This window comes from Facklamia lactis (genome assembly GCF_015863205.1).
GTDB lineage: Bacteria > Bacillota > Bacilli > Lactobacillales > Aerococcaceae > Facklamia > Facklamia lactis.
This window is the reverse complement of record NZ_JACBXQ010000003.1, coordinates 52,258-74,765: the sequence shown is the minus strand read 5'-3', so window position 1 is coordinate 74,765 and position 22,508 is coordinate 52,258. Positions and strand designations below refer to the sequence as shown.

21 protein-coding genes are annotated in these 22,508 nt (G+C 37.4%); 11 read left to right on the top strand and 10 right to left on the bottom strand.

Annotated features, from left to right (window positions below):
- Positions 1-22: 22 nt before the first annotated feature.
- A complete protein-coding gene (locus tag HZY91_RS05815; protein WP_197115337.1) occupies positions 23-1,642 on the top strand; it encodes a peptide ABC transporter substrate-binding protein in 1,620 nt (539 codons plus the stop codon).
- A 169-nt stretch (positions 1,643-1,811) separates the two neighbouring features.
- On the opposite strand, the gene HZY91_RS05810 is transcribed toward HZY91_RS05815, so the two are convergent.
- The 9 genes from HZY91_RS05810 to HZY91_RS05770 form a co-directional block, all read right to left on the bottom strand.
- The gene (locus HZY91_RS05810; protein ID WP_197115518.1) at positions 1,812-2,525 is read right to left on the bottom strand and encodes a YebC/PmpR family DNA-binding transcriptional regulator; all 714 of its coding nucleotides are present in this window, start codon (positions 2,523-2,525) and stop codon (positions 1,812-1,814) included.
- Between the two features lie 69 nt (positions 2,526-2,594).
- Entirely contained in the window at positions 2,595-3,383 is a 789-nt protein-coding gene (locus HZY91_RS05805) for a 3-oxoacyl-ACP reductase (RefSeq protein ID WP_197115336.1), read from the bottom strand.
- Complete coding sequence (locus tag HZY91_RS05800) at positions 3,376-3,600, bottom strand: DUF2829 domain-containing protein (protein ID WP_197115335.1); 225 nt, start codon at positions 3,598-3,600, stop codon at positions 3,376-3,378. The genes HZY91_RS05805 and HZY91_RS05800 overlap by 8 nt, the downstream gene beginning before the upstream one ends.
- Positions 3,601-3,612: 12 nt before the next feature.
- Entirely contained in the window at positions 3,613-5,244 is a 1,632-nt protein-coding gene (locus HZY91_RS05795; RefSeq protein WP_197115334.1) for an ABC-F family ATP-binding cassette domain-containing protein, read from the bottom strand.
- 119 nt (positions 5,245-5,363) lie between these two features.
- On the bottom strand, positions 5,364-7,652 hold the full coding sequence (locus HZY91_RS05790) for an RNA degradosome polyphosphate kinase (protein WP_197115333.1): 2,289 nt from the start codon (positions 7,650-7,652) through the stop codon (positions 5,364-5,366).
- A gap of 22 nt (positions 7,653-7,674) precedes the next feature.
- Positions 7,675-9,234, bottom strand: coding sequence for a Ppx/GppA family phosphatase (locus tag HZY91_RS05785; RefSeq protein WP_197115332.1), 1,560 nt, complete (start codon positions 9,232-9,234; stop codon positions 7,675-7,677).
- A gap of 13 nt (positions 9,235-9,247) precedes the next feature.
- The gene (locus HZY91_RS05780) at positions 9,248-9,736 is read right to left on the bottom strand and encodes a nucleoside 2-deoxyribosyltransferase (protein WP_197115331.1); all 489 of its coding nucleotides are present in this window, start codon (positions 9,734-9,736) and stop codon (positions 9,248-9,250) included.
- A 190-nt stretch (positions 9,737-9,926) separates the two neighbouring features.
- Positions 9,927-12,419 (bottom strand): heavy metal translocating P-type ATPase, encoded by a 2,493-nt coding sequence (locus tag HZY91_RS05775; RefSeq protein ID WP_197115330.1) that lies wholly within the window; start codon positions 12,417-12,419, stop codon positions 9,927-9,929.
- A gap of 45 nt (positions 12,420-12,464) precedes the next feature.
- Entirely contained in the window at positions 12,465-12,908 is a 444-nt protein-coding gene (locus HZY91_RS05770) for a CopY/TcrY family copper transport repressor (protein ID WP_197115329.1), read from the bottom strand.
- A gap of 127 nt (positions 12,909-13,035) precedes the next feature.
- Here HZY91_RS05770 and HZY91_RS05765 point away from each other — a divergent pair, with 127 nt between their 5' ends.
- Together HZY91_RS05765 and pta are read left to right on the top strand one after the other, a co-directional pair.
- Complete coding sequence (locus tag HZY91_RS05765) at positions 13,036-14,067, top strand: DUF4349 domain-containing protein (RefSeq protein ID WP_197115328.1); 1,032 nt, start codon at positions 13,036-13,038, stop codon at positions 14,065-14,067.
- Positions 14,068-14,156: 89 nt separating this feature from the next.
- Positions 14,157-15,134: a phosphate acetyltransferase gene (gene pta, locus HZY91_RS05760; protein WP_197115327.1), complete on the top strand. Its 978-nt coding sequence runs from the start codon at positions 14,157-14,159 to the stop codon at positions 15,132-15,134.
- Between the two features lie 49 nt (positions 15,135-15,183).
- Here the strand turns inward: pta and HZY91_RS05755 are convergent, their stop codons facing one another.
- Positions 15,184-15,867: a DUF4430 domain-containing protein gene (locus HZY91_RS05755; RefSeq protein WP_197115326.1), complete on the bottom strand. Its 684-nt coding sequence runs from the start codon at positions 15,865-15,867 to the stop codon at positions 15,184-15,186.
- A 124-nt stretch (positions 15,868-15,991) separates the two neighbouring features.
- Here HZY91_RS05755 and tsaE point away from each other — a divergent pair, with 124 nt between their 5' ends.
- The 8 genes from tsaE (at position 15,992) to HZY91_RS05715 (ending at position 22,486) form a co-directional block, all read left to right on the top strand.
- A complete protein-coding gene (tsaE, locus tag HZY91_RS05750) occupies positions 15,992-16,468 on the top strand; it encodes a tRNA (adenosine(37)-N6)-threonylcarbamoyltransferase complex ATPase subunit type 1 TsaE (RefSeq protein WP_197115325.1) in 477 nt (158 codons plus the stop codon).
- Positions 16,469-16,485: 17 nt separating this feature from the next.
- Entirely contained in the window at positions 16,486-17,043 is a 558-nt protein-coding gene (locus tag HZY91_RS05745) for a GNAT family N-acetyltransferase (RefSeq protein WP_197115324.1), read from the top strand.
- 90 nt (positions 17,044-17,133) lie between these two features.
- Complete coding sequence (gene murB / locus HZY91_RS05740; RefSeq protein ID WP_197115323.1) at positions 17,134-18,033, top strand: UDP-N-acetylmuramate dehydrogenase; 900 nt, start codon at positions 17,134-17,136, stop codon at positions 18,031-18,033.
- 131 nt (positions 18,034-18,164) lie between these two features.
- Positions 18,165-19,274 (top strand): ABC transporter ATP-binding protein, encoded by a 1,110-nt coding sequence (locus HZY91_RS05735; RefSeq protein ID WP_197115322.1) that lies wholly within the window; start codon positions 18,165-18,167, stop codon positions 19,272-19,274.
- A complete protein-coding gene (locus tag HZY91_RS05730) occupies positions 19,261-20,079 on the top strand; it encodes an ABC transporter permease (RefSeq protein ID WP_197115321.1) in 819 nt (272 codons plus the stop codon). The genes HZY91_RS05735 and HZY91_RS05730 overlap by 14 nt, the downstream gene beginning before the upstream one ends.
- Positions 20,072-20,902, top strand: coding sequence for an ABC transporter permease (locus tag HZY91_RS05725; protein WP_197115320.1), 831 nt, complete (start codon positions 20,072-20,074; stop codon positions 20,900-20,902). Before HZY91_RS05730 ends, HZY91_RS05725 begins: the two co-directional genes overlap by 8 nt.
- Positions 20,903-21,976 carry an ABC transporter substrate-binding protein gene (locus HZY91_RS05720; protein ID WP_197115319.1) on the top strand — a complete coding sequence of 358 codons (1,074 nt, stop codon included), beginning with the start codon at positions 20,903-20,905 and terminating at the stop codon, positions 21,974-21,976. It begins immediately after the preceding gene.
- 138 nt (positions 21,977-22,114) lie between these two features.
- Positions 22,115-22,486: a hypothetical protein gene (locus HZY91_RS05715; protein ID WP_197115318.1), complete on the top strand. Its 372-nt coding sequence runs from the start codon at positions 22,115-22,117 to the stop codon at positions 22,484-22,486.
- Positions 22,487-22,508: the final 22 nt, after the last annotated feature.

Sequence of the window (22,508 nt, the reverse complement as noted above, 5' to 3'; positions counted from 1 at the left end):
ATTCTAATATAGGAGGGGTAATATGAAAAGGTCACATAAAATTATTGTAGGTTTTCTAATGATGTTTCTTATTTTATCTAATTTTGTTGGAGTAATAAGTTCAATTTCAGCTCAAGAAGGGGCGAGTCTTAATCTCGCACTTAATGCTGAGCCACCAACTTTAGATCCTGGTTTAGCAACAGATTCAACTTCTGGATCGATTATTCGTAATGTGTTTGAAGGACTTACGCATAATAATAACGGTGAGATTCAGCCTGGTGTAGCAGAAGAATGGGAAGAAAGCGAAGATGGTCTGACATGGACTTTTAAATTACGTCAAGATGCTACCTGGTCGAATGGAGATCCAGTAACAGCAAATGATTTTGTTTTTTCTTGGAAGCGAGTTCTTGATCCAGCAACTGCTGCCACTTATGCGTCTATTTTATATCCAATTGAGGGGGCAGAAGCTTTTAATACAGGTGAGGGCAAGGCCGATGATGTGGGAGTTAAAGCAATCGATGATTACACGTTAGAAGTCAAACTAACTCATCCTACACCTTATTTTATCGAATTAACGTCATTTTATACTTATATGCCAGTTAATCAAAAAGCAGTGGAGGCTGACGAGCAAGGATGGGCTGCAGAAGCAGGAGATGCGTATGTAACGAATGGGCCTTTTTCACTTTCAGAATGGAATCATAATGCTAATGTGGTTCTAGCCAAGAATGCAGAATATTGGGATGTTGATAATGTTAAGCTTGACAATGTCAATATTCAAATTATTGAATCAGAAGCAACCGCTAATGCTGAATATCAAGCAGGGAATCTTGATTATTTAGGAACTCCTTATGGAACAGTTTCATTAGATTCAATCGATATGTACCGTAATAATAGTGAATTAAAGTCAGAACCTTATGCAGCTATTTATTGGTATAAAATCAATACGACTGATGAAAAATTACAAAATGTCAATTTACGTAAAGCTCTTTCTTTAGCGATTGATCGCCAAGCTTTAATTGATAATATTCTGAAAGGAGATCAAATTCCTGCAACAGGTTTGATCCCTCCAACTATTGAGGGCTTTGAAGAAGATCGAGGCTATCTCAAAGATAATGATATTGAATTAGCTAAAGAGTATTTAGCTACAGCAATGGAAGAGCTTGGAATTAAAGATCCAAGTGAGATTACAATTAATATTTCTATTAATGAATCAGAGGCGCATTCAACGATTGCCCAACATATTCAGCAAGGATGGGCACAAAACTTAGGGATAAATTCAGAAATTGATTCAACTGAATGGCAAGTTTATCTTGAAAAATTACAAGCTTTAGATTTCCAAGTGGGACGTATGGGATGGATTGCAGATTATAATGATGCCTCAACTTTCTTAGACATGTATCGAACAGCTAAAACAGGCAATAATGATACAGGATGGGAGAATGAAAACTTTAAGCAGTTATTGGATGAGGCCGCTGCTGAGACAGATGAAGCTAAACGTACACAGAAACTTTTAGATGCTGAAGCAGTGATGATGGAAGAAATGCCAGTGATTCCAATTTATTACTATACTTCAAATTATGTTGTCAAAGAAGGTATTGAGGGATTAGCCCCAGATGCTTTAGGAAATGTAAGTCTAAAAGATGTGGTGAAAAGCGCTGAATAAGTAATAAAAAAACAAGAAGAGCAGTTGATTGATCAGCTGCTCTTTTTTGCGTACACAAAATCCACTGGTTAGGTCGGTAAATATTTATTGTGATGATATTGAAAGCGGTGTCCATTTAAAACAAGCTGCCAGCAATCAAAGCTAGCAGCTTGTTTTAATGGATTGAATATTAGTCCGCCACATTATGATGAACTTTTTGCACGTCGTCGTCATCTTCTAGGGCATCGATTAATTTGTCGAATTTAGCTTGGTCTTCTTCGTTTAATTGGACTTCTGTTTGAGGGATCATTTCAGTTTCAGCTAATGAGAATTCTTGGACTCCGAAGCTATCTAAACATTCTTTAATCGCGGCGAAGTCTTCAGGTTGTCCATATACGACCACAGTACCATCTTCTGAATAGACGTCCTTAACGTCTATATCTGCTTCTAACAAGGCCATGGTAATTGCTTCTTCATCTTGATCTGCCATTACGAAAACAGCGGTATTATCGAACATATAAGATACGGAACCGGCAACTCCCATGTTGCCTCCATTTTTGTTAAAAGCCATGCGGACGTTGGCAGCTGTCCGGTTAACATTATTAGTTAGGGCGTCCACGATGATCATTGACCCATTGGGTCCAAAGCCTTCATAACGCAATTCTTGGAATGTTTCATCAGCAGACCCTTTGGCCTTGTCGATGGCTTTATTGATGACATGAGCAGGTACGTCATAGGTTTTAGCCCGGTCAATGACAAATTTTAATTTTTGGTTGCTTTCGGGATCCGGGTCACCTGATTTTGCGGCAGCATAGATTTCAATACCAAATTTGGCATAAATTCTTGAGGTTTGTTGGTCTGTTTTTGCTTTCTTTTCACGGATGTTCATCCATTTACGACCCATACAGTTCACTTCTCTTTCATTATTTTCTGTTAGTATTATAGCGGAAAATTCACTTCATTTATAGTGTTTTTAGCGATTCATCCAGCCGCCATCAATAGGTAGAACCGATCCTTGGATATAATCGGCCCCATCAGAAGCCAAGAATAAGGTGAGTTGGGCAACTTCATCGGGGCTAGCCCATCTTTGGTTGGGTGTTTGTTCACATACCCAGTGTGCCATTGGATGATCCCCTTCAAAATCAGCAGTATTCATGGGAGTAGCAATTGCCCCTGGAGCAATTGCGTTAGCACGGAGACCATGTTTGGCGTAATCGTAGGCCATTTGTTTTGTAAAACCAATGATGGCATGTTTACTCGCTGTATAGGCAATGCCGCCACCCCCAGCCCCTAAACCAGCAATTGAACCCATGTTAATTAAGCGGGAACTCTTTTGGTCTAGCAGGAGGGGTAAGAGTCCTTTGGTAAGGTAAAATATCGAATACAAGTTTGTCTTGATGATCTGATCAAATAGGTCAGGCGAAGTTTGGTCGAGAGGTAAGAATTGGTCCAAGCGACCGGCTGTATTACATAAAACATGTAGGCATGTAAAGTGCTGTTTAAAAGTTGTGATCGCCTCATTAACTTCTTCTATTGAAGAAAGGTCTGCTTGTTTGAAATAAAATTGTTGGGGATAGTCTTGACTGAGTTGGATAACTTCTGGTGTCTTTTGTCGATCAATTCCAAATAGACGATGACCTGCTTTTAAAAAAGCGGCCGCCTGGGCCGCTCCAATACCAGAACTAACCCCAGAGACACAAACGGTCATAGGGTCTGGTAGTTGTTCTTGTATCCCTATTGGGATCTGTGTTGAATTATTCATGGACGATCTCCCAATCGGTAGCTAAAATATCACAGACGGTGGGTTGGAACATCGATAAGCCTTCTCCTTGGACTTGAATCATTAAAAAAGGGGTTGTTTCTTGTTGAAGAATTTGAGTATCTTTAACTAAGAAAATATAATCTTCAGCTCCAGACCAACCTAAGCGGACAGCTTTTTGTCCTTTTTTAATTAGGGGTAAAATACTTTCAAAAGTCATACTTTCCTCCTTTTAATCTTGCGGGTACATTTCATTAATACGAGCTTGTAATTCCTTATCGTTAACAAATTCTTCATATGTAGAATTGATGCGGTCAAATGCCCCAGTCGGTGTGATTTCGATCACGCGATTGACCGTCGTGTTCAACACTTCATAGTCATGAGAAGCAATTAAAATAGCACTTTTAAATTTGACTAAGCCATCATTCAGAGCGGTAATGGATTCTAGATCGAGATGGTTAGTAGGTTGATCCATGACGAGCACATTAGCTTTGGATAACATCATTTTTGATAAGAGACAGCGAACTTTTTCACCACCGGAAAGGACATTAACAGGCTTCATCACATCATCGCCTGTAAATAACATTCTACCGAGAAAAGATCGTAAGAAGGTATTGTCACTTTCTTCTTTAGAGGCATATTGTCTTAACCAATCGACGATTGGAAGTTCCACTCCTTCGAATTCATCAGCTGAATTACGAGGTAAGTATGTTTGAGAAGTAGTGACTCCCCATTCAAAAGTGCCAGAATCAGCCGCTGAATTACCCATTAATATTTCAAAAAGAGCCGTAATGGCATTATCATTTTTTGAAACAAAAGCGACTTTATCGGTACGGTTTAAAGTAAAAGTGATGTTGTTAAATAATACTTCTCCATCAATTGATTTTGATAGATTATTGACGCTTAATAAATCATTTCCAATTTCACGTTCTGGTGAAAATCCTACGAATGGATAACGACGACTTGAAGGCTGAATATCGTCAAGGGTAATTTTATCGAGTAATTTTTTACGAGAGGTAGCTTGCTTGGATTTAGATGCGTTTGCTGAGAAACGGGCGATGAACGATTGAAGTTCTTTGATTTGTTCTTCTTTTTTAGCATTTTGGTCAGCCGCTAGTTTAGCTGCAAGTTGACTGGATTGTAACCAGAAATCGTAGTTCCCGACATAGATTTTAATTTTACCAAAATCAACATCAGCCATATGAGTACAAACAGTGTTTAAGAAATGGCGATCATGAGAAACGACAATAACGGTATTAGGGAAGTCCATAATGAAGTCACTTAACCACTCAATGGCTTGAGCATCTAAACCGTTAGTAGGCTCATCTAATAGTAAATTATCAGGTTTACCAAATAAGGCTTGAGCGAGTAAGACTTTAATTTTGTCGGCTTCAATTAAATCACTCATTTTGTTGTTATGCATGTCAGTCGGTATTCCCAAACCTTGTAGCATATTAGAAGCTTCAGACTCGGCTTCCCAGCCACCCATTTCAGAAAATAACCCTTCTAGTTCACCTGCTCTGACACCATCTTCATCCGAAAAGTCAGCTTTCATGTAGATTGCATCTTTTTCTTTTTTGATTTCATAAAGTTCTTTATGTCCCATCATAACGGTTTCAATCAATGAATGTTCTTCAAAGCCATAGTGGTTTTGACTGAGAACAGCCAGACGCTCATTAGGATCCATCGAAACATTTCCAGTCGTTGGAGCAATTTCGCCTGCAAGAATTTTTAGAAAAGTAGACTTACCAGCACCGTTTGCTCCGATAACTCCATAACAGTTACCAGGAGTAAAGTTAATATTTACATTCTCGAAAAGTTTTTTATCAGGAAATTGAAGACTTACATTAGATACGTTGATCATAACAATGACCTCCTATAGGTTGATGATAATAGTAGACATACGATAATATTCTAGCATTTAATTGAATAAAAAGCATTAAAGAAAGTAAAAAGAAGGTCACATAAGTGACCTTCTGAGGTTTAAATGTTTCGGATCCAATGTAAGAATTTTTGCCAGAGGTTTTGTGATAACTTTTTGGTAGTTCTGTTGGTTGGGTTAGAAGCGTTTTTAGAGAGTCGACCTAATTTTGGCTTTTTGTGCAGATTCTCTAGGTTTTCTAATTTCTCATTGAGTTTTTGCTGTTTTTCTATGGACTGTTGAATTAAGATTTCTTGAGAATTAATTTTATTGTCTTCTTCTTGAACGGGGCGAGTGTATTCTTCGTTAGATTGTAATTCACGTGCTTTCATATTATCAGAGAGTTGTAGTTCTAGATAGTCAATAATTTCAGCTTCGATATCTTTATCGAGAATTGGAAATTCAATTTCGACGCGCTTGATCATATTTCTTGTCATCATGTCAGCAGACGACAGGAAGAGATGTCGATCACCATTACGATAGAAATAATAAATGCGTGAGTGTTCGAGTAATCTTCCGACAATACTGCGTACCCGAATATTTTCGGAAATACCCGGAATGCCAGGACGTAGACAGCATATGCCTCTCACAATTAGGTCAATTTGAACACCTGCTTGGCTTGCCTGATAAAGTTTTTCAATCAAAGGTTTATCAGTAAGAGAATTCATTTTAGCAATGATGCGACCATTTCCATTTATCGCATGGGATTCCATTTCTTCATCAATATAGTCCATTAAAGAGTCACGGATTGCAAATGGAGAAACATGTAAATGATGATATTCTGGCAGACTAGAGTAGCCACTTAGGTAATTAAAGAAATTGGTTGCATCATCTGTTAAGCCACGATGAGTGGTAATAATACCCATATCAGTGTATATTTTGGCGGTTTTATCATTGTAGTTTCCTGTTCCTAAGTGTAGATAGGGTTGAATAGTATTATCTTCTTTACGAATGATTAAGGAAATTTTTGAATGAGTTTTTAATTCGCTAACCCCATATAATACATGGCAACCGGCATCTTCGAGTTCTCGTGCCCAATAGACATTATTTGCTTCATCGAAACGAGCTTTCAATTCAACTAATACAGTGACTTCTTTACCATTCTCTGCAGCTGTTTTGAGGGCTGAAATGATCGGTGAATTTTTAGAGACACGGTATAATGTTTGCTTGATGGCAATGGTTCGAGGTTCCTCTGCGGCATGAGCAATTAATTCAACAACAGGCTGGAAAGAATCGTAAGGATGGTGAAGGAAGATATCGTGATCGCGGGCTGTTTTAAATAATTCTTCGCCAGTGTGTTTTGGGTTTAAATAGGGCTCATAAGGTTCAAATAAATATTCGGGATGTTTAGCTCCAATTTCTGAGCGTATATCAAACAAGAAGGTCAAGTCTAAAGGTCCGTCAATTAAGTAGACGGCTCTTTCTTCAAGTTCAAAAGTTTCTTGTAAATAATGAATCTGTTGTTGTGAGAATTGTCCAAGTCTAGAGGTATCAATCTCAATTCGGACAGCCATCCCATTTTTTCTTTGTTTAACATAATTTTCAATTAAAGCCAAAAGATCAGAGGCCCCATCTTCGATAATTGAGAAATCAGCATTTCGAGTGATGCGAAATGGATAAGCGTAGGTAATTTCATAACCTTCAAAGATACGATCCAAATAATGAAGAATAATCTCTTCTACTAATACGATATTATTTTTTTGTCCTTTTATGACAAAGTAACGATCGACTAATTGTGGAATTGGCACAATCGCGCGATGTTCCTCCCCATCCTTGCTAAGTTTTACCATAATATTGATGACTTTATTGACTAAGTGTGGGAAAGGACGATAGGCATCAATGCCTAAAGGTGATAAGGTAGGTAATAAAAGTGTTTTGAAATAGTATTCTACTTCAGCTAATTCAGAGCTAGATAATTCGTCCATACTTTTAATTTGATATCCAGTGTTAGGGAGTAGAGCCATCAGTTCTTTATAGCGTTTATATTGCTTTTCGACATTCCGGTGGTTGCGTTCGCTAATTTGAGTGAGAAGAGCGTCAGGTGACAGATAAGTTTTATTCTCTGAGATCTCGATACCTGCTAAATATTGATCATAGACTCCGGCCACTCGAACCATGAAGAATTCATCGAGATTAGAGGATCCAATTGCAAGGAAATTTAATTGTTCAAGGAGCGGGTTATTACTGTCATAAGCGTCTTCAATACAACGTAAATTGAAGTCCAACCAACTTAATTCTCGATTGAAATAGTAATTAGGATCGGCAAAAGGGCCTTCGCTATCAAGACTGGTGGGGGCGTATTTTTCCTTATTAGACAATGCTTTTTTCTTTGCTTTTTTATTATCTGCCATATTATATTACACCTTTCTATATTTATTGATTAAGGGGAGTTTCAATATAGTTTAGACGGATGTGATCATCTAGCGCACGTTCTAAGTGTTTAAGATGACGTTCAGCTCGATACTGTTCAGCTACGATTGGGCCGTGGTGATAAATATCGAGTCGATACTGGTTGTGTTCAGCTACGATCTCTAAATGATGAATAGGTGCAGTTTGTGAATCGTTAAGTGCTTCACTGAATTTAATAAGTCCACCTAGCTGTTGAAGTTGAAATAATTCTGACTCATTAAACCAGTTAACAAAATTGTCACAGTATTGATAGAGAAGTGATTTATTACGAAAACTGCTGAGTAAAGCTAGACGAACACGATATTTATGAGAAAAGCCTTCTAAATTCATATTAGACAAGAGATAAAAAGTATGTTGTGAATCTGCTTCTTGACTGATAAATTGACCACAGTGATAAAGATAGGAGGCTAACTCTAATTCTAAATGTTGACTGTATGAATATTCCATCTGCCCTAAATCACAGAGCTGGCGGTAAAGAGTTAAAACAATATTCGTACGAATAGTGGCTGCCTTGGTATTGATTTTAAAATCACGACACACCTTTTGAATGGATCTTACTTTTACTAAATCTGGATGGATAGGTTGATTGTAGTGATCATTTAAGTAGTGCATAATGATTCCTTCACGTAGCCCCTGATTAGAAATATATAAGGTAGGGGCCTTTACTGTATGTATTAATTCAAGGAAGGCGAGGTTTGCTTGAATAATTAAATCTGTTCGGTCTGAACTAAGTCCATCAATGTTGTCCATTTCTTCGTAGCTAGTCGAAGCAAAAAGTTCTAAAGTAGTGAGTAAATTAAATTCTGATAAGCGATAGCCGTGTATCCCTGCAATTGGGTAATGTTGTAGGCGTTGGTGAACTTGAGCAATATTTCGTGCTGATCCCCCAACGGCAACAATGGGATAGCGAATTTTTTTAAGCCACGGAATACTTTTAAATTGCTTTTTGATATAGGCACGAGCTTCTTCAATTGCTTTGGGATCATTATGACTACGATCTTGAAAGAACATTTCTTTTAGTGACACAACGCCGAAAGGAAATGAGTGAAATTCCTTTAGCTGTTTGTCTTCAACCAAAGTGAGTTCACAAGATCCTCCGCCAATGTCAATGGTGACGATGTTGCGTAAAGACATGGTATGAGCAATGGCGTACTGTCCGTATGAAGCTTCTTGTTCTTCGGTAAGGATTTTTATGTCAATACCTGTTTCTTGTTTAACCGTTTCTAAAATTTGTGCCTGGTTAGCTGATTGTCGAATTGCGGCGGTAGCCATGATTAATAAGTCATTGACTTGATGGGCTTTGGCTGTATGGCTAAAGCCGGCAAGCGTCTCGGTTAACAAATTAATGCCTTCTTGATTCATTACAACTTTTGCATGGTTATCTTTGACTAAAAAGCGTGATAAACGAGCAGGGGTTTTCAAGTTAGTGACTTCATTGATATCATAAAATTCATTGATTCCGTAAATTACTAAACGTATGGTATTGGAACCAATGTCGATTAATCCGATTTTGTTGGAATACATATTTTCCACCGTTCTATTGTAGTTTGGATAGGACAGTCTTAATGGCATCTGGAAGGTCGAGAGTTGAATTGACAACTTGACCATTTAATTTGATAAGTCCTACTGTATAAAGGTTAGCATAAGGGAATTGTGATTCGGCAATTTCTTGGAGGGCAGCAATTTTTTGTTGATTGGTTGCTCCTTGCTGGCGGATATCTGAGTAAAGGCCGATAATAGGAATCCCAGCTTGATAAGCCACCCCAATCTCACTTGCAACACCAGGGTCGATCGTTTGGCCATCTAGGATGGCTACCATCATATCGCAATTTAGCAAAACCTCTGTATCAAGAGTTGCAATCATTTTTGAATCAGCATAGCCTTCTTTATCATTGATTTCAGCTTGTTCTTGAGGTAGATAAATTTCTAACTCAGGAATTGCCTGTCGAAGTTGATCAACCACTTTTTGGTTGAAAGCTAGTTCCATTTCGCTGAAGAGAGGACTAGCAAAGTATAATTTTGCCATTAGTTAGTCTCCTTTGGTAATAAGATATCTTAATTATAACGAAGCTTTGAAGTTTGCTCAATGAAGTTGTAATATGCTTCTTTTTGTATTATAAGTTATTTTACAAATTAAGGGTAATAAACATTTAAAAATTAATAAATATTAATTAAAAAAATCCTTCAGTCTAAGCGTGAAGGATTTTTAAAGGTTTCTATTTAAAGTATCGTAGACGTAAAGCATTGATTAGCACTGAAACGGAGCTTAGGCTCATTGCTAATGCAGCAATCATTGGATTTAAAAGGGGTCCACCTAAGAGGTAGAAGATTCCCATGGCAAATGGAATTCCGATAATATTATAGGCAAAAGCCCAAAATAAATTTTGCTTGATATTTTTGATTGTAGCGTGACTCAATTTAATAGCGGTTGGAACAGCATCTAATTGATTATTCATCAATACAATATCGGCAGATTCGATTGCGATGTCTGTTCCAGAACCGATGGCCATTCCGATATCTGCCTGTGCCAGAGCGGGGGCATCATTGATACCGTCTCCCACCATGATGACATGTCGCCCTTGTTTTTGAAACTTTTGGACGATAGCAGATTTGTCTTCAGGCATAACTTGGCTAAAGACTTCATCTACCTTAACATTTTGGCCGATTTTCTCAGCAGTCTGTTGCTGATCCCCTGTCAGCATTACCACATTAAGTCCCATTTGATGTAATTTTTCAATGGCTTGTGGACTGGATTTCTTTATAGGATCAGCAACCGCAATGATGCCTATAACCTTGAGATCTACAGCGATAAACATAACTGTTTTTGCTTGAGTGGATAGCTGTTCCGCTTGATCGATTATTTCAGGTGAAATGGGATGCTGAGTGATTTCTTTCATCAATTTTAGATTGCCAATATGAATGGTTTTTTGTTTTAATTTAGCGACTATTCCTTTTCCTGTGAGACTGTCGAAATATTCGAGTTTGCTAGGACGAATATTATTTTCTTCCGCATATTGAACGATGGCTTCTCCTAAAGGATGTTCTGATGCAGCTTCTGCAGAGGCGATTAAATGAATGATCTCTTTATTCTTGCATTCATCTATTGTATAGAGATCTGTAACTTGAGGATGGCCTTCAGTAATGGTTCCAGTTTTATCTAACAAGATTGTGTCGGCATTGTGGGTAGATTCTAAAGCAGCTCCACTCTTGATAAGAATTCCTTTTTGAGCTCCGTTGCCTGTTCCCACCATAATAGCGGTTGGAGTCGCTAAACCTAAAGCACAAGGGCAGGCAATGATTAAGACACTTATGAAGATTTGTAATGCGAAATCAAGGGGTTCTTTCATGATGAAGAACCAGAAGAGTCCGGCTAAGATTGCTAATAGGATAATAGTAGGAACAAAGTATGCTGAAATTTTATCGGCTAAATTTGCGATGGGAGCTTTGCCGGCTTGTGCATCTTGTACCATTTTTACAATTTTTGCCAGTGTGGTATCTTGCCCCACCTGTGTGACTTCGTAGATAAAACTTCCGCTTTTATTAAGACTTGCTCCAATCACTTTATCCTGAGGCCCCTTGTTAATTGGAATGCTTTCGCCTGTTAGCATCGATTCATCGATGGCTGATTGACCTTCGAGAATGATTCCGTCTACTGGAAGGCTTTCGCCGGGTTTAATTTGGATATGGTCACCTGGCTGAAGTAATTCGATGGGGACTAGTTCTGGCTCACCATTTGAATCGAGTCGTCTTGCTTGTTTGGGTGTTAGATCCATTAGAGACTTGATAGCAGAAGATGTTCTGCCTTTGGCCAAATTTTCCATATACTTTCCAAGTGTCATCAGGGTGATAATAACAGCAGCAGATTCAAAGTACAGATTTGGATGGCCTTCAATTGCTTTATTAGTTGCCAGTAAGAGAATAGTCATGACAATACCTTGGATGAAGGCAGCTCCAGTTCCCAACGCAACCAAAGAATCCATATTAGGATGTAAATTGATTAGGTTTTTTAACCCACGTTGAAAAATATGACGCCCTAAATAGAGGACAGGTAAAGTGAGTACAAGTTGGAGAACAGCATTTCTAGCAGGGTGAATCATTCCATCAATAGCTGATGGGATCGGTAGACCTACCATGGGACCCATTGTTAATAAGAATAGCGGAACCGTGAAAAGAATCATGAGTAAGAGTTGTTTTTTCTGCTTCTTTCTTTCTTCTGCTTTTCTAGTTAAATCTGCTTGGTATTGTTCGTTAGCAGAACGAGCCAATGTTGCATGATAGCCTATTTTTTCGACGGTATCGATGATTGCTTGGGTGTTCGCTTGATTCTCCCACTCGACAAGCATTGTTTCAGTGGCTAAGTTGACCTGGGCAGATTTAATGTTTGGTAAAGTTTGAATATTTTTTTGAATTGTTTGTGCACATGAGCTACATGTTATTCCTTCTAAGGTGTAACGTTGTTGTACAGACTCAGTGTCAGCTTGATGGTAATTATTATCTTGATTTAAAATAAGTTGGTAGCCATTTTTTGCGATTGCTTCATCGATTTCTTGTAAGGAAATTTGTGTGGGATCGTAATGTAGGGTAACAAGTTCAGCGATTAAATTCACTTCTGCTTTTTCAACCCCTACTAATTCATTTAAAACTTTTTCAATTCGTGTAGCGCAGGATGCACAGTGCATGCCTTGAACAGGATAGCTTTCTTGGTTCATATAATTCTTCCTTTCTAATTTGTTATAAGAGAAGTATTTATAAAGTTAGGAGCACGAATGACAGTTACATTGGCCTGGATGACACTGGCATTCAATTTTTAAAGGAGCAGAGGCTATTTTTTTTTCTAAGAGTTGGATGAGTTCTTTACACTGATCCTGTGAGAGTTGATGGTTGTGAATCAGGTGTTCAATCGCTTCTTTACGTTTGGTGGTGCAGATTCTGCTCATCAAAGCATTTAAGTTTTGATAATTTGCAGTCTCTTGATCAATGGTTGCCGAATATAAAAAGGGTTTGGTTTGTGTATTTTGTACTAAGATTCCTTTTTGAGTCAGTCGATTTATTAAGGACTTTATAGTTCCTTCTTTCCAGTTAAGGAATTGAAAGGCAGTATCAATTATTTCGCGAGCTGTGAGGGGATTGTTAGCCCATACAATCCGCATAATTTCCCATTCAGCGGCAGAAATTTCTACAAAATGAGGGGTTTGCAAGTTTTTCACCTCCTATAAGTTTACGTCTGTAATCTAACTTCAGTTTACATATGTAATCTATAAATGTCAAGTCAATGATCGCATTTTGTATGCGTTCCGTTTATAATAGTGGAAAGAGGTGATTAAAATGAAGAGAAACATCAAAATTAGTGCATTACTAGGATTGAGCTTATTACTAGTTGCTTGTAATCAAAACACCCCTCAAGATAAAGCGTCGGTTGAGAATGCTGTGGTTGAAGATAATCGGTCAGAAGCCCAATTAGCTGAAAATACAGCCCCTTCAATGAATAGTGCAGAAGAAAGTCAAACCACAGAAGTAGACACCGATGGTCAGTATCTTATTTATTCGGCCAGTCTTGATTATGAAGCTTTAGAATATGATTTAGCAAAAGAGGAAATTGTAAAACAAATTTCGGCAGCTCAAGGGAAGATTCAGTTTCAAAATGAAGGACAATATGAAGCAGGGGGAATGGCTTCGAGTAATAGTAAATTACGAGAGTTATCCTTAACAGTGAGAATACCCCAAGATAAATTTGCTAGCTTTTTTGATCAACTTCAAAATTTAGAGCAGGCTGAAATGACTAATGCTTCGCAAGGTTCTGAGGATGTCACGAAGAGTGTGACCGACCTTGATATTCGAATTCAAGCAGTAGAAGACCGAATTGAACGCTTAAATGAATTAAATAAAAAAGCTGATAAAATTGAAGATATTATGACAATCCAGACAGAAATTGAAAATGGAATTGTGGAGCGCGATCAGTATTTAGCTCAACAGTCACAGTTAACAGATCAAGTTGATCTCTCTACGGTCACGATTAATTTGAGAGAAACGCTGACAAGTGCGAGAGAAGAGAATGAAAAGTATAGCTTTGGGAATCGACTCTCTACTACATTCAAAGAAACTTTGGTTAATACTAGAAGGTTATTTGAAGATTCTGTACTATTCCTAATTCGTATACTTCCGGTTCTTTGCTTATTATTGATTGTCTTTTTAATTTATTGGTACCTGATAAGACCCATCATAAAAGCATTATTCTCAAATAAAAAAATTAAAAAGACAGAAAAGAAAGTGAAACCTTTTAATGAAAATAATAAGGAAAAAGAAATAGAGAGTCATGAGGAGACAATCATAACTTCAAAAGAGGAAGCGGATAAATAGCTGTTGAAAAGAGAGGATTTTAAGTCTACTATATATGTAAGGTATGCAGTATAGGATAAAAATGTTTAAAGTGGAAAAGGAGCGATGAGATGTTTCAAGCATTAGAAGATAATATTAAGGGAAAAGGGATTAAAATTGTTTTTCCGGAGGGGAATGACCCCCGAGTATTAGGAGCAGCGGTACGCTTACATGCAGAGGATATTGTGGATCCCATTCTTATAGGAAATAGTGAAGAAATACAACAATTAGCGGAGCAAAAGAATTGGAAGATAGATGGTATTACCATTTATTCTCCAGATACCTATGAACAAATGGATGAAATGGTCGAAGCCTTTGTGGAACGTCGAAAAGGAAAGAATACGCAAGAACAAGCCGTTGAAATGTTGAAAGACCCAGCTTATTTTGGAACAATGTTAGTCTATCAAGATCTTGCGGATGCTATGGTTTGTGGAGCGGTTTATTCTACAGGAGATACAGTGAGACCCGCTTTACAAATTATTAAAACTCGGCCAGGAGTTTCGTTAATATCTGGGGCATTTATTATGGTTCCTCCGCATGAGAATGGACAAAAGCTAGTCTTTGCAGATTGCGCTATTAATATTAATCCTGATGCTGAATCTCTAGCTGAAATTGCAATTGAAAGTGCTAAGACTGCGAAAATGTTTGGGATTGATCCTAAAGTTGCTCTATTAAGCTTTTCTTCTCATGGTTCCGCAAAATCACCAGAGGTAGATAAGGTTGCTGAAGCGACTCGCATTGCGCAAGAAAAAGCTCCAGATTTAATGATTGATGGTGAATTACAATTTGATGCCGCTTATGTTCCAGAAGTTGCCAAACAAAAAGTTCCTGATTCTGAAGTTGCTGGAAAAGCTACAGTTTTTGTGTTTCCAGAGGTCCAATCAGGGAATATTGGCTATAAGATTGCTCAGCGTTTAGGTAATTTTCAAGCAGTGGGACCTATTTTGCAAGGTTTAGCTAAACCCGTTTCAGACTTATCAAGAGGTTGTGTAGAGGAAGATGTCTTTAAAGTAGCCATCATTACCGCTAACCAATTTTTAATTAATTAAAATAAAAAAAACGCCCTTTAGGGCGTTTTTTAAATTATGAATTATTTATTTATTCAGTAACAGCCTCAGCGTCCTCAGCTTGAGGTTCCTCTTCTGCTAGTACATCTTCTTCTGCAGGCGCTTCTTCTTGGAGGATATTAACAGGAATATCATCAATGGTACCGAAATACCAATCTACTTGGTCACCATCTGATAAAGTTTGAGAAACGACACCTAATTCAGCGTAGGCTCCATTAAACAAATACATCCATGTATTTGGAGCATAATCATTTTCAATTCCATTAATTGAATCGATGACTCCTTCTGCTTCGTTAAAATTAAATTCTAGATCTTCTGCAGCATTCATCGCATCTAAGATACTGACATTCCCGATGTTTTCAATTTTAAATTCATCGACTTTTTCACCATCTTCGTAAATTGCGATCGTAGCAGTGCCTTCTTCGCCTTCTGCACTGTAGGTTTTCTTATCAGTGTCTTCATCAGGTTTATCGGCATCTTCAGATGAACCTTCTGTCTCTTCTGATTCTTTAGACTCCTCACCATCAGCTTGTTCGCTTTGGTCAGTTTTTTCATTACTTTCCTTATTATCAGTATCTTCCTTTGATGTTTCAGTAGATTCTGTTGGAGCATTTTCCACAGGTGTTTCGGGTTCTTCTTTTTTATTTAGACTATCACACGCTGCTAAGAATAGAGCTAATAAAGGAATCAACGCTAGTTTTAGCCATTTTTTCATAACACAGCCTCCTTTTTTAATATATACTAAAATTAGCAATAAATTGCCTAAAAGTCAAATGATTCGCAGATAGAGAGTGTTTTATATATAATAAAAAGAGAGTGGAATAGACTGGAGATCAGATATGAAAGAATTGATGAGTCACAATATTGAGGAGACGCAAAGGTTTGCTGAGCAATTAGCAAATAATGTTCATGGAGGAAGTCTTATTTTATTGATGGGACCGCTAGGAAGTGGTAAAACAGCCTTTGCTCAAGCTTTTGGGAAAGCTTTGGGGATTAAGCGGGCGATTAAAAGTCCAACTTATACAATTGTGAAGGAATATGAATTACCAGATGTAGGTAAAGCGCAACGTTTTATTCATATTGATGCCTATCGCTTAGAAGAAGGTGGGGCAGAAACCATCGATATCGATCAATATCTTGATCAGAATCATATCTGTATGATTGAATGGCCTCAATTTGTGCAAGACTATTTGCCCGATAATTATATTGAAATTCACTTTGACTTTCTAAGTGAAAAGCAAAGGAAGTTAACCGTTGTGTTGGCAGAAAATGCTGATATGAACCATCAAAAGCTTATTAGAAATTGGTTAGAATAGCTTAAGAGGAGGATTCAATGGTTGATGGAAATCAAAGAATTTCCGCTCAGACATTTGATGTGGAAGAGATTATAACAACAATTCGACAGGCTGAACCGATTGATGCACGAGCCATTTTAGGTTTAATGCGTCATGTAGGGCGTGATACTAAGTATCTAACTTTTGGACCAGAAGGCTCTTTTTTGAATGTGAAACAGGAGAGGCAGTTAATTGAGCAGTATGCTCAAGCCGAACGCAGTATTTTGTTGGTAATAGAGGTAGATGAACAAATTATTGGGATTGCTAATCTAGCAGTGCTAGATAATGATAAGCAGAGCCATGTGGCAGAAGTAGGAATCTCCATTATCAAAGAGTATTGGGGATATGGGATAGGTAGAATTGCATTAGAGAGTTTAATTGAGTTTGCAACGAGTGTTGGCATTATGGTCTTAACTTTAGAGGTTGTAATTGAAAATCAACGGGCTATTAATCTATATAAACGTCTAGGGTTTGAAATAAAAGGTACTTTGAGCAAGAGACTAAGATCAGGACAATTGTATTTTGACTCGTATGTTATGGAAAAAATACTTTGTTAATCGTGATATCAACTCTCTCATAATAGCTTTACAATGTACTTACTTTTCTTTAGAATAGATGGGTGATTATATTTGAGAGGGAAAGAGATAATGAAAGATTTTAATAATACATACCCTGATATTAAATGCTTTGAAAATGAACCATTATCAAAATATACTTTTACTAAAACAGGCGGGAAAGCGGATTTATTAGTTTTCCCCAAAAGTATTCAAGAAGTTAAGGAAGTAATTGATTGGACAAATCAAAGTCAGATGAGCTTAACGGTGTTAGGGAATGCTAGTAATCTAATTGTTCGAGATGGAGGCATTCGTGGAGTGGTCATGATGTTGACCGATATGAAAGCAATCCAATTAATGGAAGAAGAATTGATCGAAGTTCAAAGTGGAGCAGGTTTAATAGAGGTCACTCATTTTGCTCTCGAGCATCAGTTGACAGGGCTAGAGTTTGCCTGTGGAATACCAGGTTCCATTGGAGGCGCGGTATTTATGAATGCCGGGGCCTATGGCGGTGAAGTTAAAGATGTGATTCAGGAAGTCGACGTTTTGACGCGTGATGGAGTGTTTAAAAATTATGTAAATTCTGCTTGCCACTTTTCTTATCGGCATTCTGTTTTTCAAGATAATGATGAAGTTATTTTAGCAGTAAGATTTAAATTAACCAAAGGTGATGTACAGGCAATTAAACAAGAGATGGATCGTTTGACTTTTTTAAGGGAGTCAAAACAGCCTCTAGAATATCCATCGTGTGGAAGTGTTTTTAAGCGGCCTGAAGGTTACTATACTGGGAAGTTAATTCAAGATGCAGGTCTGCAAGGCTATCGTATCGGAGGAGCCGAGGTCTCCCAAAAGCATGCGGGATTTATTGTGAATGTGGATCAAGCGACTGCAACAGATTACACCGATCTCATTGCATATATTCAGCAAACAATCTGGAATTTAAACCATGTACAATTGGAAACAGAAGTAAAAATAATCGGTGAAGAAGCTTAGTAATAAAGGCGTTTGCCCACAAGGGCAAACGCCTTTATTTTTTTGTTTTTATAGTATTAAATAGCTAAATAGGTGTGCTATAATCAATCTCGAAGTTTTGACCAATATAAATAAAGAAAAGGGTGTCAGCCATGAATGATAAAACCTATAGTGTTGAATTGATAAATGTTTCTAAGTCATATGATGATCAACTTGTTTTAAAAAATATTGATATGGAGTTAGAGAAAGGGAAATTCTATACATTGTTAGGTCCATCAGGCTGTGGAAAAACTACCATTTTAAGAATTATTGCAGGTTTTACTCAAGCGAGTCAGGGCCAAGTATATATTGAAGGAAAAGAAGTAAATAAGATTCCAGCAAATAAGCGCCAAGTGAACACGGTTTTTCAAGATTATGCTTTATTTCCTCATATGAGTGTTTTTGAAAATATTGCATTTGGCTTAACCGTTAAAAAAGTTGAAAAACAGATCATTAAAGAAAAAGTTGAGAATGCTTTAAGGCAAGTACAATTGCAAGGGTATGCTGATCGTCGTATTGATGAAATGTCTGGGGGACAAAGACAAAGGGTCGCGATTGCTCGTGCATTAGTGAATGAGCCTGAAGTTCTTCTGTTAGATGAGCCTTTATCTGCCTTAGATTTAAAGTTGAGAACAGATATGCAATATGAACTTCGTGAACTCCAGCAAAGATTGGGGATTACATTTGTGTTTGTCACGCATGACCAAGAAGAAGCGCTCGCAATGTCCGATTGGATTTATGTAATGGATCGTGGAGAGATTGTTCAATCAGGAACGCCTTCTGATATTTATGATGAGCCTATTAATCGTTATGTCGCTGATTTTATAGGGGAATCTAATATTATTAAGGCGACGATGATAGAAGATTATCGAGTCAATTTTGTGGGGAGAGATTTTGACTGTGAGGATGCAGGTATTCCTGCGGGAGAGGCAGTCGAAGTAGTCATTCGCCCTGAAGATGTTCAAATTACTTTGCCTGATCAAGGCCAAATCAATGCAGAAGTAGATACAATGCTCTTCAGAGGAATGTTTAATGAAATCATCGCTTATGACGAACAGAACAATGAGTGGATGATACACACTCCGCAAAAAGTCGAAGTGGGACAAAAAATTGGAATGAAGATTGGTTCGAATGAAATTCATGTGATGCGTTTCAATGAGACAGAAGAAGAGTTTGATGCTCGCCTAGAACAATATGAGGAGGCGGGAGATGAAACAGTCTAGATTGCATTTGTTAGCAATTCCTTATTATTTATGGTTGTTGCTATTTGTTATTGCTCCTTTATTACTGTTGTTACAACAATCTTTTATTAGTACGGATGGTTCTTTTACGCTTAAGAATTATCAACATTTTTTTACATCGGCTAATTATTTGCGAATGACAGTGGCCTCTTTTTGGTATGCATTTTTAGTAACGCTTTTTACGTTCGCCTTAGCTTACCCTTTAGCTTACTTTTTATCACGGAGTCAGCGCAAAGATTTATGGTTGATGCTTGTTATACTCCCTACATGGGTTAATTTATTATTAAAAACATATGCTTTTATTGGTTTATTAGGAAATGCTGGGCCAATAAACACTCTGTTAGAATCTCTTGGATTGGGGACTCAGCAGCTTTTATTTACAGATGCTTCATTTTTATTAGTGGCTTCTTATATTGAATTACCTTTTATGTTTTTACCGATATTTAACTCTATTAATGAAATTTCTCCTAATCTGATGGAAGCAGCTACAGACTTGGGGGCTAGTAAATGGACCATCGTTAGACGGGTAGTGTTTCCATTATCATTAAGAGGTGTACGAAGTGGAATACAGGCGGTTTTTATTCCGTCACTTTCCTTATTTATGTTAACGCGTTTAATTGGAGGGAATCGTGTAATCACTTTAGGAACAGCCGTGGAGCAACATTTTCTCGTGACACAAAATTGGGGGATGGGAGCAACCATTGGAGTGGTATTAATGTTTGCAATGTTCTTAATCCTGTTTATGACTCGAGACCGTTCTAAAGCAGGGGGGAAAGTAGATGCTTAACAAAAAAAGTTCCTTTAAATGGTCAAAGCTATATATTGTGGTTGTTTTTTTATTGATGTATGCACCACTTTTCTATTTGATGATTTATTCATTTAATAGGGGTGGAGATATGACTCATTTTGCTGGCTTCACTTTAGAGCACTATCAAAGTTTATTTGAAGATGTGCGCTTGATGACCTTTATTTTAAATACTTTTATTATTGCGCTTTTATCTGCTCTTCTAGCTACGGTAATCGGGACATTAGGGGCTATCGCTATTTATTATTATCGCTCGAGTCGCCAAAGACAAATGACTTTAAATCTAAATAGTGTCTTAATGGTCACGCCAGATGTAATGATGGGAGCTAGCTTTTTATTGATGTTTTCTATATTAATTCCGATTAAATTTGGGTTCATGACAGTTTTATTATCTCATATTGCTTTTAATGTACCGATTGTGGTTTTAATGGTATTGCCTCGGCTATATGAAATGAATCCATCAATGATTACTGCTGCAATGGATCTTGGGGCAAATCAAAATCAAATTTTAACTCGTATTATTTTACCGAGTATTAGAAGTGGTATTTTTGCAGGGTATTTTATGGCTTTCACTTACTCTTTAGATGATTTTGCCGTAACATTTTTTATTACAGGGAATGGCTTTTCAACTTTATCTGTGGAAGTTTATTCGCGTGCTAGAACAGGAGTCAGTTTGGAAATTAATGCTCTATCGACCTTAATGTTTCTGGTGGCATTAGGACTTGTCTTTGGCTATTACTCTCTTCGTCGTGGTGAAGAGAAGCGAAAGCTTATTAAGCAACGGAAGAACAAGGAGGTAATTTAGATGAAAACATTTATAAGATCAACCTTGTTTATTCTTCTGATCGTTCTTGCAATGTTAATTGGAAGACATTTTTTACAGAGCAGCCAAGGATTAAATGGTAATAAAGTGATTAATTTTTATAATTGGGGAGATTATATCGATCCAGAACTTTTAGAACAATTTCAAGAAGAAACGGGATACGTAGTGGTGTACGAAACGTTTGATTCTAATGAGGCGATGTTGACAAAAGTGCAACAAGGAGGGACGAATTATGATTTAATAGGTCCAAGTGAATACATGGTAGAAAATATGATTGAACAGAACTTATTGGAAGAAATCGATCATGACTTGTTGCCCAATCTCAAACATATTTCTCCTGATTTTCTAGATCAAACATTTGATCCGGGGAATAACTACTCAATTCCTTATTTTTGGGGGACCTTAGGGATCTTGTATAATACGCAAGAAATTAAAGAGGGAGAAATTACAGGGTGGAATGATCTGTGGAATGAGAAGTATCGTGAGAAAATTATGATCATAGATGGGGCCCGTGAAGTGTTGGGAATTGGCTTACAATCGTTTGGTTATTCTTTGAATGAAACGGATAGTCAACAATTAATGAAAGCTGCCAAGAAAATGAAAACATTAATGCCAAATATCTTAGCTCTCTTAGCCGACGAGATCAAAATGTATGCTGTGATGGAAGAAGCTCCTATAGCTATTACTTATTCTGGTGAAGCAGCTTCAGCTATTGATGAGAATGAGAATTTAGCTTATATGGTTCCCGAAGAGGGATCGAATATTTGGTTTGATACACTTGCTATACCTAAAGGGGCTCAAAATATAGAAGGGGCTCATGCTTTGATGGATTTCTTGATGCAGCCAGAGGTGGCCGCACAAAATGCAGAATATATTGGCTATGCCACTCCTAATGGCTCTGCGTTGAACTTGATGGATCCAGAAATTATTGAAGATCCTGCTTTTTACCCTGATCAAGCCTTGGTGGATAAGTTAGAAGTCTATCGTGATTTAGGTCAAGAAAAACTAATTGAATATAATGATCTTTACCTTGAAATTAAATTAGAACCAAGATAAACATCTTGTTTACATAAACTTTACAATTGTTAAAATATTTAGAAGCAATCTTTACATAAAATTTACAGTAACTTGGGGTTAAAATTCACATTTAATTGTTACACTGATACTAATCAGATAATAATTGAGGGGGATTTTATGGATATAGCTTTAGATCATAAACGCCTAACAATAGAAGACATTAATAAGCCGGCGGCTACTTTTCTAATTGAGCGTTTTGACGTTCCTGAGCTTTTAGATAAAGTCATCCTTACAGTATCAACACCTAGTGATGAGGATAAAATTGCCTGTATTTTAGTGTATGATTCTTTATATGATTTACGAGCAGAGTATCGAGATATCCACCATAGCAAAAGGCTTATTATTGCTGAAACCGATATTGAATCTTCAACTGGAACCAGACCCGGTCCCATCGCTTCAGGAGAATGGATTCTTGTTGTTCACTTGCAAGACCCTTTAAGTAAACAACATTGGCACTGTGAGTATGAGATTATGGGTCGAAAGAATTGAATAGTAAAGAAGACTTAATTGA